The organism is Psychrobacillus sp. FSL K6-2836 (assembly GCF_038003085.1).
In the GTDB taxonomy this organism is placed as follows: domain Bacteria; phylum Bacillota; class Bacilli; order Bacillales_A; family Planococcaceae; genus Psychrobacillus.
In genome coordinates this window covers 536,109-549,377 of the sequence record NZ_JBBOOM010000001.1, presented here as the reverse complement: position 1 = coordinate 549,377, position 13,269 = coordinate 536,109, and the positions used below count along the sequence as shown (strand labels likewise).

Annotated in this window: 13 protein-coding genes and 1 pseudogene; 11 read left to right on the top strand and 3 right to left on the bottom strand. The window is 35.3% G+C overall.

All coding sequences use genetic code 11. The features are described from left to right. Window positions 1–281 precede the first annotated feature (281 nt). Window positions 282–2,486 (top strand): peptidoglycan D,D-transpeptidase FtsI family protein, encoded by a 2,205-nt coding sequence (locus MKY37_RS02745; protein WP_340773510.1) that lies wholly within the window; start codon window positions 282–284, stop codon window positions 2,484–2,486. Window positions 2,487–2,897: 411 nt separating this feature from the next. Here the strand turns inward: MKY37_RS02745 and MKY37_RS02740 are convergent, their stop codons facing one another. Continuing rightward, window positions 2,898–4,121, bottom strand: coding sequence for an IS110 family transposase (locus MKY37_RS02740; protein WP_277587610.1), 1,224 nt, complete (start codon window positions 4,119–4,121; stop codon window positions 2,898–2,900). Between the two features lie 427 nt (window positions 4,122–4,548). Further along, a complete protein-coding gene (locus MKY37_RS02735) occupies window positions 4,549–5,421 on the bottom strand; it encodes a DMT family transporter (protein ID WP_340773507.1) in 873 nt (290 codons plus the stop codon). A 411-nt stretch (window positions 5,422–5,832) separates the two neighbouring features. Here MKY37_RS02735 and MKY37_RS02730 point away from each other — a divergent pair, with 411 nt between their 5' ends. The 8 genes and pseudogenes from MKY37_RS02730 to MKY37_RS22370 all read left to right on the top strand — a co-directional run bounded on the left by MKY37_RS02730 (window position 5,833) and on the right by MKY37_RS22370 (window position 11,004). After that, window positions 5,833–6,504: a hypothetical protein gene (locus MKY37_RS02730; protein ID WP_340773505.1), complete on the top strand. Its 672-nt coding sequence runs from the start codon at window positions 5,833–5,835 to the stop codon at window positions 6,502–6,504. A gap of 508 nt (window positions 6,505–7,012) precedes the next feature. After that, window positions 7,013–7,182: pseudogene (locus tag MKY37_RS02725) on the top strand (CPCC family cysteine-rich protein); the annotation flags it as partial. A 126-nt stretch (window positions 7,183–7,308) separates the two neighbouring features. Further along, complete coding sequence (locus tag MKY37_RS02720; RefSeq protein WP_340773503.1) at window positions 7,309–7,710, top strand: Rrf2 family transcriptional regulator; 402 nt, start codon at window positions 7,309–7,311, stop codon at window positions 7,708–7,710. A gap of 23 nt (window positions 7,711–7,733) precedes the next feature. Further along, a complete protein-coding gene (locus MKY37_RS02715) occupies window positions 7,734–8,654 on the top strand; it encodes an NAD(P)/FAD-dependent oxidoreductase (RefSeq protein WP_340773501.1) in 921 nt (306 codons plus the stop codon). A gap of 17 nt (window positions 8,655–8,671) precedes the next feature. Beyond that, window positions 8,672–9,244 (top strand): class I SAM-dependent methyltransferase, encoded by a 573-nt coding sequence (locus MKY37_RS02710; protein ID WP_340773499.1) that lies wholly within the window; start codon window positions 8,672–8,674, stop codon window positions 9,242–9,244. A 305-nt stretch (window positions 9,245–9,549) separates the two neighbouring features. Then, on the top strand, window positions 9,550–9,840 hold the full coding sequence (locus MKY37_RS02705) for a DUF1871 family protein (protein WP_340773497.1): 291 nt from the start codon (window positions 9,550–9,552) through the stop codon (window positions 9,838–9,840). A 537-nt stretch (window positions 9,841–10,377) separates the two neighbouring features. Further along, window positions 10,378–10,554, top strand: a complete 177-nt coding sequence (locus tag MKY37_RS02700) for a hypothetical protein (RefSeq protein WP_340773496.1) — start codon at window positions 10,378–10,380, stop codon at window positions 10,552–10,554. A 162-nt stretch (window positions 10,555–10,716) separates the two neighbouring features. Continuing rightward, the gene (locus MKY37_RS22370) at window positions 10,717–11,004 is read left to right on the top strand and encodes a TIGR04104 family putative zinc finger protein (RefSeq protein ID WP_445323013.1); all 288 of its coding nucleotides are present in this window, start codon (window positions 10,717–10,719) and stop codon (window positions 11,002–11,004) included. 134 nt (window positions 11,005–11,138) lie between these two features. On the opposite strand, the gene MKY37_RS02695 is transcribed toward MKY37_RS22370, so the two are convergent. Then, complete coding sequence (locus MKY37_RS02695) at window positions 11,139–11,534, bottom strand: VOC family protein (RefSeq protein ID WP_340773494.1); 396 nt, start codon at window positions 11,532–11,534, stop codon at window positions 11,139–11,141. Window positions 11,535–11,911: 377 nt separating this feature from the next. Between MKY37_RS02695 and MKY37_RS02690 the strand changes: the two genes are divergently transcribed. Together MKY37_RS02690 and MKY37_RS02685 are read left to right on the top strand one after the other, a co-directional pair. Then, window positions 11,912–12,142: a hypothetical protein gene (locus MKY37_RS02690; RefSeq protein ID WP_340773492.1), complete on the top strand. Its 231-nt coding sequence runs from the start codon at window positions 11,912–11,914 to the stop codon at window positions 12,140–12,142. A 161-nt stretch (window positions 12,143–12,303) separates the two neighbouring features. Further along, entirely contained in the window at window positions 12,304–13,266 is a 963-nt protein-coding gene (locus MKY37_RS02685) for a DUF3885 domain-containing protein (RefSeq protein WP_340773490.1), read from the top strand. The last annotated feature ends 3 nt before the right edge of the window (window positions 13,267–13,269 follow it).

Here is a 13,269-nt window from a genome sequence, read left to right as displayed (position 1 = left end):
CAGGTTAGTTTAGGAAGCAAAATTATAGGATTTGCGTTTGGTTTCCATATACTGTATATTTTAGTGGGGATATGTTAGTAGTCAAATCTTCAATTCTAGGATTCAAAGTTCAAGTGCAACTGTAGCTATTCTACAAGTCTTTATGCGGAAAATCTTCTTTCGCTACAAGGTTCACTTCCATTTTATTTTTTGAAGGTAATATTGGTAAAACTATTACTGCAGTACTTGCTTCTCTAGGGGTACTGTACATAAGAAAATTATTAAATAAAGAAGGTGCTCCCATGCGAAAAATTCCCAATAAACGTGCACAAAGTATGAAAGCTAAACAACGATCAACTATTACTTTTCGTATGAACGTATTGTTTTTCTCGATATTTATACTTTTTACAATGCTAATACTAAGATTAGGCTATTTACAAATCGTTAAAGGAGAAGAATATACACGTGAATTAGCCCGAGGTGAAGAAGTCCCGGTAAATACTAGTGTACCCCGTGGACGAATTTTCGATAGTGAAGGACGGATAATGGTTGATAATCTTCCGCTACGAGCTATAACATATACAAAAATGCAAACAACGAAATCAAAAGATATGTATAAAATTGCAGAAACATTAAGTATTTTAATAGAAAAGGAACCAAACGATATTACCAAGAGTGATTTGCAAGATTTTTGGCTGAAAAAGTATCCAGAGGAAGCACTTGAATTAGTGACAGACAAAGAGCGTAAAGCAATAGAAGCAGATGAAAAATTAGAAAAAAAAGAACAAAATAGAGCTATCGACCGTTTAACTAGAAGTAGAATTACGGAAGAACAGCTTAATTCCTTTACTCCAGAAGAATTAGAAATCATTGCTATTTATCGAAAAATGGCCTCTGGATATGCATTATCTCCTCAAATTATTAAAGGGGATGACGTAAAAGAAGAGGTTACAGTGGAAGAATTTGCACGTGTCTCTGAAAGACTTGGTGAATTAGAGGGTGTAAATACTACAACAGATTGGAGAAGAGTAAAAACTTCTTCATTAGCTATTTTAGGTTCAACAACATTACCAAAAGTAGGTATACCAAAAGATCGGTTAGATTATTTTCTATCTAGAGATTATTCTCGAAATGATCGTGTAGGCACAAGTTATATTGAACAACAGTATGAGGAAGTACTTCAAGGTCAAAAAAGTGTTGTCCAAAATATAACGGATGGAAAAGGAAGAGTTATCGATATTCAGACGGTTTTTGAAGGAGAACCGGGGAAAGATTTAGTATTAACAATGGACAGTGAAGTTCAATTAGCACACGAAGAAATTTTAGCAGAGGAACTACTTAAATATAGTAAAAATAGTGGTGGTCAATATTTGCAAAATGCTTATTTTATCATGATGGATCCCTACACGGGAGAAGTACTATCACTCGTAGGTAAACGAATTGGAAAAAATGAAAAAACAGGTGCAAAAGAAATTAATGACTATGCATTTGGTGCATTTACTAATGCATATGAAGTTGGATCCACTGTTAAGCCAGGTACTATACTTACAGGTTATCGCGAGGGAGTATATCCCATCGGAGGCTCATTAGTGGATGAACCAATACGTATAAAGGATTCGCAACCAAAAAGTTCTGTATTTAACCGATTCGGAAGTGTACGAATGAATGACTTACAAGCGCTAGAGCGTTCTTCCAATGTATATATGTTTAAAACAGCATATGGAGTTGCCGGCAGTACTTATAGACCTAACCAATCTATTAACTTTGGGAGAGATGCCTTTCTTAAAATGAGAAGTGGTTATGCTCAATTTGGACTCGGAGCATTAACAGGTATAGATTTACCTGGAGAAGTGAACGGAAGTACAGGTGGATTTGAAGATGGTAAGCTGCTAGATTTAAGTATTGGACAGTTTGATACGTACACTACATTGCAGTTAGCCCAATTTGTTTCTACGCTTGCTATTGGTGGTAATAGAATTCAACCTCATGTAGTCAAGGAAATTAGAGAGCCTTCTGAGGATGGAGTCCAGCTCGGTAAAGTAGTAAAAGAAATTACGCCAACTATATTAAACACAGTAGATAACACACGAGAGGAAATCGAACGTGTTCGTCAGGGTATGAGACTTGTATATTTTAGTAGAGGAGGAACGGCGAATAAAGCCTTTGGAAACGCTCCATTTACTGGGGGAGGAAAAACAGGCACTGCTCAAGCTAGTTACTTTGATGCAGAATTGTGGCGAACATTTAATACGGTAAACTTAACCCATGTCGGTTTTGCACCTTATGACAATCCAGAAATAGCATACGCACTTGTTATTCCAGATGCTTCGTTGGAATCATCATATAAAACAAATTTTTCTACTCCAATAGCACGGAGACTTGTCGATAAATATTTTGAGATTAAGCAAAAAAATAATGCGACATCCGTAAATGATTCAACTTCAACCTCACTTATAAAACCAGCATTTACAAATGCTAAAATAGATGAAGAAGAAACAGAAGAATAACACTCCTATAAAGAACGGGTGCTTTACTTCAAGAAGGAGTAAAGCCTTTTTTCTTATTGAACTAAAGTGGCAGGTTAGTTCAATAAAAAGTGTTAAAATAATGGAAATATTTAACTGGTGAGGTGATATAAAATGAAAGGTTATCTATATGGGGTATATGCTCTTATAATAGCAATAGTCTCAATGTTTACAGGAGAAATAGTAACATTTATTATGCTTGGATTTATTTTAATAAGCCTCCAAAATATTCATTCTACTTTAAAGAAGATACTAGAAGTTAACCAGAAGAAAATTAACTCCCATGAAAATTAAAATCTTCGATTTAGGGAAAAAGGCAATACGAAATCTGACGCAGCTCAATAATTTTTTAAAAAAGTGCAGCGCCTATAGCAGAATTAAATTGTGAGTGGATTAGGAGGCATTTGGTTCAGTGATTGTAACGTTGTAACCTAAGTTTTCAAGTCTTCGGACAGAATATCGTACAATTGATTGTTCTTTTTGTTTGTCAAAGTAATCTTCCCCTAAGTCTACGTACATTTCTTTGCGAGTTAGGAGATAATAGCTGATTCTTAAAATGGCATGAGCCACTGATATCCCGGCACGCTTTTTACCCTTTCTTGATGCAGTGCGCCTATACAAGGCTCCCAAGTAGGTTTTGGATCCTCTAACAGAATGAGCCGCTTCAATTAATGCCGATTTCAAGTACTTGTTTCCTTTTTTCATGTTGGTTGATTTCCTCTTGCCCGCACTTTCATTATGTCCAGGTACTAATCCTGCCCAGGAACATAAGTGCGCCGAACTGGGAAATTGCTTCTCCACATCTGTACCGACTTCGGCTAAGATTTGTTCGGCCATTCGAGTGGCGATGCCAGGAATGGAATCCAATCGTTCTATATCTTCTTGATGGGAGGATAACCTTGTAGCGACCTCTTCGTTTAATAGCTCAATCTGCTCAGTTAGAAATTCTATATGAACCAGAATGGTTTTTAACATGAGACGTTGATGTGGATTGATATACCCTCGAAGAGCTAGTTCTAGTTCACTCTTTTTCTTCTTCATTGATCGGCGGGCAAAGCTGGCTAATTTCTCAGGATCATTTTCGCCATCGGCGATAGCACGAAGCATATCAAGCGACGAAACACCCATGATGTCGGAGACAACGGAACCGAGTTTGATATTCGCTCCTTCTAAAACCTTTTGAATCCGATTATGTTGTCTCGCACGCTCTTCAATAATACTTCGACGGTAACGAACTAACTCTCGCAATTCCCGCTGATTTCGGTCTGGAATAAAACTTGCTTTAAGTAGACCATGACGAAGAAGTTTGGCAATCCATTCTGCATCCTTTACATCGGTCTTGCGACCTGGTACTGCTTTCATATGTTGAGCGTTCACTACTAAAAACTCAATGCTCTCGGCTTCAAGCAAGTTAACAATAGGCTTCCAAAATACACCTGTGCTTTCCATTGCTACGTGAGTACAACCATGCTCCTTAATCCAGTCAATTAACTGTAATAGAAATACAGTTTTAGTGGAGAACGTTTGAATCTCCTTTCCTTTTGGCGTAATAATACAAGCAGTAATGGAATCCTTATGGACATCCATCCCACAAGCACGTTCAATGATTACTTCCATGGTAATCATCCTTTCTACGGCAAATAGTATTGGAGGCTGGTGCAATAACCAGAGTAGGATTAATCTCCCATGAGTGCTTCCCGTAAGGGAGCGACAGTCTGTGATGCACCGTGGTCGTTGGAGTCAGACTAACGGATGGGCTCTATGGCACCATAGTTCATCGACCTTCCTCTCCCAGCCGTAGTATCCTATACCCGGGTTTTCACATTTTCATTCTCTGTGGTGTAGCGCTGTTTTTGCGCTACATGGGTGGCTAACGGGTGCTTTACTTCAAGAAGGGGTAAAGTATTTTTTCTTATTGAACTAACGCATCAGTTAAGTTGAAGAAGAGAATAGGAGTTTATATTTCGCATTTGACACATTATTCACATAAGAAAATGAAAAAAAGTGCGTTTCTATATAAAAAAAGAAACGCACTTACCAAATATTACTCGTCTTTTATAACTATAAACACACCGCAAAAAATTAAAATTGTACCTATCCAAAATGAAATTCCAATCGTTTCGCCCAACAATAGCCAGCCTAAAAAGGTCCCGACGATTGGTTGGAAGAAAAAGAATAATCCACCGCTCGAAGCATTCATTAATTGGAGACCTTTGTTCCATAATAAGAAACCACCAGCTGTTGAAATGACACCCAAATACAGTAGCCCTCCTGAAATCGTCGGCTGTAAAATAAGCGATAGGTCTAAAGCGTTTAACTTAGGTATAACGAATGGCGTCAACAAAATTACAGCTATAAAAGAAGAATAAGTTGTAAAAACAATTTGTGAATAATGAGCAGGGACTTTTTTAATTAATACAGACATCAATGCCCATGATAATGCAGCAATTAATAAGTAGAAGCCGCCTAGTTGTTGTGTTCCATCTATTTGCCCATTACCAACAATAATGAACACGCCAACTGTAGCTAATACTATAGATAAACATTTTTTAAATGTTATTTTTTCTTTTAAAATAAAACGTGCAAATATAACCATAAAAGCAGGTGTTGTTGATGTAATAATGGCACCCATTTGAGCCGTTGATAACATCGTACCTATTTCTTGTGTGACAATCGATATTGTATTACCAATAAGACCAACAAGAAAAATAATAACCCAGTCTCGTTTGGCTATTTTCCATGATTGCTTCATGCAAATGCCAATAATCACAAGTACAAATACCGCAATGACATAACGAATCCAGACTAGTTCAAATGGTGGAACAATATCAACTACTACTTTTACTACAACATACATCCCACCCCAAATACTTGCAGCAAGTGATAAAAACAAAGCACCTATTATTTTATTATTCATATTTTTTCCTCCGTTTTTCATAGTTATCTATGTCCTTAACGGAGAAAAGCTCTTCTACCGTTAAGGAAGAAGAATTGTTGGTACATCTTGTTCAAATAATGGAGAAAACATCATATAAATCATCGCCTTCCTAATTTCATTTTTTTTATTATATATTAAATTTAATAGTTTTAATAGCAATGGATTGTTAAATTTAACTACATAACAGTACCAACATGGGTAATTAAAAGGAAGTTGCTTAATTCAACTCTCATGAAAATTAAAAAACGTTTAAAGTCTGTAAAATTGCATATCAAATGAAACTCTGTGGTGCAGCGTTTATTTGCTGCATGCGTGGCTATCCGGGGCAGGTTAGTTCTATAAGAAAATAAATGCATAATTTAATTATGAATGATTTAGGAGGAATTATAGATGGAGTGGTCCCAATGGTTGCAAGGAGGTCCTTTTCTTGAAGTTAGTTTCTTATTGGAACTTAAAGAAAAGAAAACGAAAACAGCACAGGATATTATAAATAGGTTAACAAGGGTTACTAATAAAGTTGAAATTGTTGACGATAAGGTTGATGAAGTTATTGATTTTTTTGATAGAGGTTATCCTTATGATGAAGAAAATCCGCAAACAATTAAATTACACTCATTAAAATTAAGATTATATGTTTATTTATTAAGGAAACGTAAGGCGACATTACAATTAGAAGTGGTTTCTTCAAATGCACTAATGGTTGTTTTTTGGTTTTATGGAGATGAACATGATGAACCAGAATGTGACCAAGTTGGCATCATGAAAGAGGAATTTACAGGCTTTACAAGTTTTCTCAAGGAGTTGTATTCCGTTTACGATTTTAAAATCGGTGGAATTGCATTCGAAGAAGATGTCCTGAAATTATTTGGATACAAAAAAACATATCCGAACGAATGTTATCGTTATGAAAGTGTGTCTCCTGACCATTTTCTTAAAGAACCATCTCCTTTCGTAAGTATAATTTGGAATGAAAAATATAGGAAATTAAGCCATATCCCTTACAATTACAAAAGGCTTGATAAGGAAGGGATACTTATTGAAGCGAGTAATTTTAATGTCTAACCTTCTTCAACTCCCATGAAAATTAAAAAATGCTCAAAATCTATAAAATTGCATAACAAAAGAGACTCAGAATAAGCTTTTTTAAAAAAAGGCTGAGCCTTCAGAACGTTTATATGGAGTTAAATAGTAAATCAGATACCAACTCCATTCATCTTAGAATAAAGGCAGGCTGGTGCAATAACCAGAGTAGGATTAATCTCCCATGAGTGCTACTCGTATAGAGTGCGACAGTCTGTGATGCACCGTGGTCGTTGGAGTCAGACTAACGGAAGGGCTCTAAGGCACCATAGTTCATCGACCTTCTTCGCCAGCCATACTGAACTATATCCGTTCTGTAACAATTTTCATCCTCTGTGGTGCAGCGTTTTTTTTGCTGCATGGGTGGCTAACGGGTGTTTTAGAGGAATATGGCTATTAGGAGACAGCCTAGAAAGCTATTCAACTAAATCAGCATGTCAGTTTAACAAGAAAGCATGCTAAAATTTATTATAGGAATAGTGGTGATTTTATGAAATATATTTGTCCTTGCTGTGGATATAAAACTTTAGATGAAGAACCAACTGATACATATGAAATTTGCAAAATATGTTTTGGGAATATGATGGGGTTCGATTTAGAGACCCAGATTATGAGGGTGGGGCAAATGTTGTTTCGTTAAGACAAGCGCAAAAAAATTACATAATCTTTGGTTAGTAGAAGTTTAAAAACCATTATATTGACTTCCTTCAAGTCTAGTGATAAACTCATTTTTATTAAAGATATTGAGAGTCTTTAATATCCGTTATAAACACGAGGAGGTTATGTATGAGGTATTCAAACGCAACAAACTACGCCTTGCATACGATGGTCCATTTAATGCTGCAGCCACGGGACAGCTCGGTGGGAGTGCAGGAATTAGCTGAAATGCAGCATCTTTCCCCGACTTACCTTTCTAAGATATTAACCAAACTTGCGAAAGCAGGTTTGATCGAGTCGACGCCTGGTGCGAAGGGGGGGTATAAAATCTCCAGAAAAAAAAATGAAATATCCTTTTTAGATGTTATTCATGCGACTGAAGGAGATACTAGCTTATTCGACTGCTCCATTCATCATGAAGGCTGCTTGATTGAAAACGTAATGAGGCAGGCAGAGGAAAATATGAAAACTGAACTGAAATCAAAGCTTTTGATCAATATTGCTAAAGAGGCAGAATTCAAACAGAAATAAGAATAATTGAAGGAGTGGACAAGATGATATTAGACTGCGCTGTGATTGGCGGAGGGCCAGCTGGACTTAATGCTGCATTAGTTCTTGGGAGATCAAGACGTAAAACTATACTGTTCGATGACAACAAACCGAGAAATGCGGTTGTTTCAGAATCTCACGGGTTTATCACAAGGGACGGTATTGATCCTCAGGAATTTAAATGGGTTGCCCATGAAGAATTAAGCAAGTATCCAGATGTGAGAATCGAAATGCAACGGGTGTATCGTATTAATAAAGAAAACAACTTGTTCCAGGTGGAGATAGAAAATGGGGAAGTATACAGCGCGAAAAAAGTCATTCTCGCAACTGGTTTTAAAGAAGTACTTCCGGATATCCCACGAGTGAAAGAGTTCTATGGCAAGAGCCTGTTCAGCTGTCCTTTCTGCGATGGCTGGGAATTAAGAGATCGGCCGCTGGCAGTGATTGCAAATGATCAAAGGGCGCTTCATATGGCGAAAATGGTATCCAATTGGACGAACGATTTAATTATTTTTACCAATGGCAGTAAGATACTTTCGCTGGAAGAACATGAATTGCTCAAAAGCTACGGAATCAGTATAAATGAAAAGAAGATTGCCACTTTCATTGGGGAAGACGGGATGTTGAATAAAATCCAGCTTGAAGATGGTACGACAGTGCTCCGTGAAGGAGGGTTTATAACTGCGGAATGGAAACAGGCTGCTTCTTTTGATACTACACTTAAATATACATTAAACGAGCATGGCGGAATTGAAACCGACAGCTGGCAACGCACGAATACCGAAGGGGTATTTGCTTGCGGAGATACGCGAATTGCCGGTCCCTCCCAATTAATTGTTGCGGCAGCAGAGGGCTCTATGGCTGCCATGTCTGTGAACGCAGCACTGATAGAAGAGAAATTTAACCAGGATAAACAGCATGCTTAAAAAAGAGGAGGATATAAATGCATCACCCGAATGGCAAGCACAGTAAAGAAAAAGTATCGTACTTGGAAAGTCCCGAACGAAGAAAAGAATTCTCCCCGGAACAGCTTTTAAATATTATTCCTTTAAAGGAAACGGACAACTTATTGGACTTTGGCGCTGGTACCGGTTATTTATCCATTCCTGTGGCGAAAAGGATCAAAGGCAATGTATACGCACTGGATATCGACCCTTCCATGTTAGAAATAATAAATGAGAAAGCCTTGAAGGAAAAGCTCACGAATATTGTTCTGGTTCAGGGAAGTATGGAGGAACTGCCTTTACCTGATGGCTCTATCGATTTGATAATTGCTTCTCTGGTATTGCATGAAATACAGCCCCTGGCACCGCTGTTACATCAAATGAAAAAAGTACTAAAAAAAGAAGGCTATTTAATCTGTCTTGAACTACAACCAAAAGGAAGTTCCAAGAAAGCACCGAGAATTACATTGGAAGGAATGGAGCAGGAAATGAAAGAAGCCGGATTTCATGTAACAGAGAAATTTTTTCCAGCCAAATCTCTATACATTCTCGTTTCGCAGAAGACGGATTAAAGGATAAATTTTCGTATAATTAAAGATATTAAGTGTCTCTAAAATCTATAATTTAAATTGAGATGACGCCGTGCTTATGTTTAAGAAGCAATACTAACAAAACAAAATAAAGTGCTGCACCGTACGACTATAATGAAAAGTAAAAGTGTTGAAATAAGTAAATAAGTTAATATATGAAAATTATTAAATAAAAAAGGTACTTTAGTTCAAGTCTGGGGGTAGTACTTTTTTTGAACTAACTGGTCAGGTTAGCTAAATAAGGATGTAGTTTAAATCTCTAAAAATACATTTTAAAGAGGGAGATTATGAACCACTACCAGATTGTAAAAGAAATAATTAATGATTGGGACCCGAAGAATCTTTTACGTTACACATCTGAGGAAGAATATGACCCAGAAATAAGTCGCATTGTATTGCTATTACCTACGGCAACATCTGTTGAAAAATTAGCTGTTGTGATACATGAGGTCTTTGATAAAATGTTTTCGGTGAGTGAAAAACATTCGATTAATAATTGTTATTCAAGCTCATTAAAAATTTGGAACAAAATTAATAACAGTGAATTTCCAAATGTAAAAAAACGACATAATATCTAAAAACGACATTAATCAAAAGAAATATTGTCAAGCAAACGGGTGCTTTACTTCAAGAAGGGGTAAAGCCTTTTTTCTTATTGAACTAACGCGGCAGGATAGTTGAAAAAGGAAAGGGAACTAAATTATTGGTAATTCGTAAATAATATAGAAGAACAAAAAGGTTACTATTTTTTGGGGGAATGGAGAGATTTAAAGATGGAAGTAAAAGAGTGTCCTAAATGTAATAACAGTCAGATTGAAAAGGGTATTATTCGTTCAGGGAATGCAGTAGTTCATATGTTTTCCCACAACAATCTAAGAAATCAATCATCACCAATATCCTCATTTTACTGCTCAAATTGTGGGTATGTATTAGGCTTATATGTTGAGAATCCTAAAAATCTTGAAAAGTGATATTAAAGTAACGGGGGCTTTACTTCAATAAGGAGTAGAGCTTTTTTCTACTTCAACAAACGAAGCAGTTTAGTTGAAGTAGAAAATACAAATGATTGTTGTTTTTAAAGGTTTGAATATAATGTAAATAAAAGGGGGATAGATATGATTTGGTTAATAGTGCTTATTATTCTTTTTATTATTATCGTCTTTGCTTTATTAGTTGACAGGAGAAATAAGAAAATTAATAACAATAATCAGAATCCAATTAATTCAAATGCAAAACCAGGAGAAAGTTCTAACTATATAATGGGAGATAATAGATATACAAATGGAGAATAGCTCGCTTTATTACAAAGTTTGTGAAGTAGAGTAGTGTACTTAAACTAACGAGTGCTTTACTTCAAGAAGGGGTAAAGCTTTTTTTCTTATTGAACTAACGCGGCAAGTTAAAATAAACAAATGCCCTTAAAAATTCAGAGTTTATAATGGAGGTTATTAGCTTTGCAAAAATGCGAGAAATGCAATGCACATTTTAGCTGGAGTAAAATCTATGAATCCTTCTGGCTGAGTTATAAACATATTAAATGTAACGAATGCAATACAACACATAAGATAACTATACCAAGCAGGTTAATTTTTAGCTCTTTTACTATTCTTCCAATGCTCATCTTCGGTTATTACCTGTCTCCTTTTAGCAATGGTCTTGTGACACTTGGTATAGCTATTTTTATTTTTATAATTGGTTCTTTGTTGGCACCTTTTCTTGTTACTTATAAAGTGTCTTTGTGAACTAATGTACTTAAACTAAAGCAGCAGTTTAGTTGAAGAAGAGAATAGGAGTTTTTATCTCGCATTATACTCATTATGTTTAATAGAAAGAAAGGCGCAAAAAAATTACGCCTGTAACTTAAATAGAAAAAAATTTACTGTTCTGGGTGAAGGATATTGCAGGCACTTAACCAATTTCCAGAAGGATCTTTAAATCCAAAACCACCAAATTCGCCTTGTAAATTTAAAGGACCAACTTCAACTTGTTTTCCTTCAAGCCACTCATATAATTCTTTTAAGGCAGGAGTATAAAAGTCAATTATACTATGAACGATATTAGTATTTGTATTTCTGAATGATAATCCATTAATTTCTTCAGTTTCAACCAAGAAAATAGTTGGAACTCCTTTTGATTTCATAGTAAGCATAGCATTTTTTTTACCTTGAAAGTGGACTTCGGCACCCAGGATATCGATATAAAACTCTATAGATTTTTCTAAATTAGTAACTGGTATCTCCAGTGTAGCAATATGTGATATTAAATTAGTCATAGTAGCCTCCTTTGTTTTGTTTGCATTTATATTTTTCTATACTCAATTAAGAAATCCCTCTTAAGTTTCATTAAGAATTGAAAATTATTTATGGCTAATTCAATTTGATACATGAAGTTTGAAGTATGACAAATGGGTGGAAAAAATACTATTAATATCTAATACGCATCACGACTATAATGTGTAGTAAAAAAGAAGGTGATTATTCAACTAACGAGTGCTGGTTTAGTTAAAGATCATGGGTTGCTGAGGCAGTCCTTTTTTTCTTATTGAACATCCGTGGCAGGTTAGTGGAAGAGTGGTATCTATGATCGCTAAACAAATCGGCAGATAATGGTACAATTAAGAAGGATATATGAACGAAAGGGTGGTTTTATATGTTATGGATTGCTACACAAGATAATAAAAGTTTGATAGATGTAAAAGAGGTTACTGTAGACGGGAAAAAAATAGACGGTGTTATCGGCAGTACTTCTTTGGATCACTGGAGTAAAGTTTTGGGGAAATACGAATCAAATGAAAGAGCATTAGAAATTCTTGAAGAAATTTTTAAGAAGATTGAAGAAAACAATGGTATTACTGTGACATATGCTATGCCTAAAAAGTAAGTTTCAAATTGTTCATTTAAAGGTGCTTTACTTCAAGAAGGAGTAAAGCTTTTTTCTTATTGAACAACGGGGCGGGTAGTTGAACAAGGAACCTATAAAAAGATATCGAATTTACAAGCAGACTGGAGATTATTCAGAATTTAATTAAGGGAGGAATTTCAATGAAGGAAAAAATATTGAAGTACATAGAAAGTAATTTCCCTAACTTAACAAGTGATTTGCATCTAAGGTTCGAACAAGGTCACCCATATAAAAATGGAACTGAAGAAAGAGTTAATCAAGTTGTTACAAGAGTTACCACATTGTTCGAAGAAGTGTTCAAGCCGGATGATTTTATTTATCTTTATATAAAAGATTGGAATGTAACAGAGGATATTATGTTTGGAAATAACACTCCAGAATACCTGTATGATTTATTAAGTAAACAAAATATAGAAGAGGAAACTTTTTACGATATAGATGAGGATTATGATGAGTTAACGGGTCAAACAATAGAAATAAAAAATGAATTCAAAGTGAAATTTGTATGCGTACAATTAAAATCTATTAGCTACAAGAAAATATTGGAAGGCATAGGAAATTATGAACAAGGAAGAGTTCCTTCTATTGGAGAATCTGTATACTTTATTAGCACTGAAAAGGACATAATATTTCACATGTATGACGACCGTGGTTGTGATGTTTTTGGTTTAGATAAAGATACTCTTGTGCCCTTATACCATAAGTTTAGAAAGTGGATTTTAGACTATAACCGTATTGAAATAGACGACACTTTTGAAGAAGGTTTATTTAATTATTATGAAACTACCCGGGAAAAAGAAAAAAGGCTTAGAGAAAACAGTATAAAAGTAAAAGAAACTAAAATTAACTTATCCCAGGACAATACATGTCACATTACTCATGCTCTTGCCATACCAAATGAATATGCAGAAGAATGTATCAATGAGATAGGTGAAACAGGATTTACTATCGCTATCGATAGTAAAAATAACGAGTTAACTAATATTAAAGCAATAAAAACAGAGGCTTTGGCACTTGTTGATTATCAAACTGAGCTCTTGTCTTTATATTCAAAGAAGTATAAAGGTGAGTATATAGGATGGTCAGTTAAAAAAGCTTTTTAATTA

What these genes read in the sequence shown, in the direction of transcription:
- MKY37_RS02745 (WP_340773510.1), top strand. Translation starts at nt 282, where the DNA reads ATGCGAAAAATTCCCAATAAACGTGCACAAAGTATGAAAGCTAAACAA.
- MKY37_RS02740 (WP_277587610.1), bottom strand. Translation starts at nt 4,121, where the DNA reads ATGGAAGTAATCATTGAACGTGCTTGTGGGATGGATGTCCATAAGGAT.
- MKY37_RS02735 (WP_340773507.1), bottom strand. Translation starts at nt 5,421, where the DNA reads ATGAATAATAAAATAATAGGTGCTTTGTTTTTATCACTTGCTGCAAGT.
- MKY37_RS02730 (WP_340773505.1), top strand. Translation starts at nt 5,833, where the DNA reads ATGGAGTGGTCCCAATGGTTGCAAGGAGGTCCTTTTCTTGAAGTTAGT.
- MKY37_RS02720 (WP_340773503.1), top strand. Translation starts at nt 7,309, where the DNA reads ATGAGGTATTCAAACGCAACAAACTACGCCTTGCATACGATGGTCCAT.
- MKY37_RS02715 (WP_340773501.1), top strand. Translation starts at nt 7,734, where the DNA reads ATGATATTAGACTGCGCTGTGATTGGCGGAGGGCCAGCTGGACTTAAT.
- MKY37_RS02710 (WP_340773499.1), top strand. Translation starts at nt 8,672, where the DNA reads ATGCATCACCCGAATGGCAAGCACAGTAAAGAAAAAGTATCGTACTTG.
- MKY37_RS02705 (WP_340773497.1), top strand. Translation starts at nt 9,550, where the DNA reads ATGAACCACTACCAGATTGTAAAAGAAATAATTAATGATTGGGACCCG.
- MKY37_RS02700 (WP_340773496.1), top strand. Translation starts at nt 10,378, where the DNA reads ATGATTTGGTTAATAGTGCTTATTATTCTTTTTATTATTATCGTCTTT.
- MKY37_RS02695 (WP_340773494.1), bottom strand. Translation starts at nt 11,534, where the DNA reads ATGACTAATTTAATATCACATATTGCTACACTGGAGATACCAGTTACT.
- MKY37_RS02690 (WP_340773492.1), top strand. Translation starts at nt 11,912, where the DNA reads ATGTTATGGATTGCTACACAAGATAATAAAAGTTTGATAGATGTAAAA.
- MKY37_RS02685 (WP_340773490.1), top strand. Translation starts at nt 12,304, where the DNA reads ATGAAGGAAAAAATATTGAAGTACATAGAAAGTAATTTCCCTAACTTA.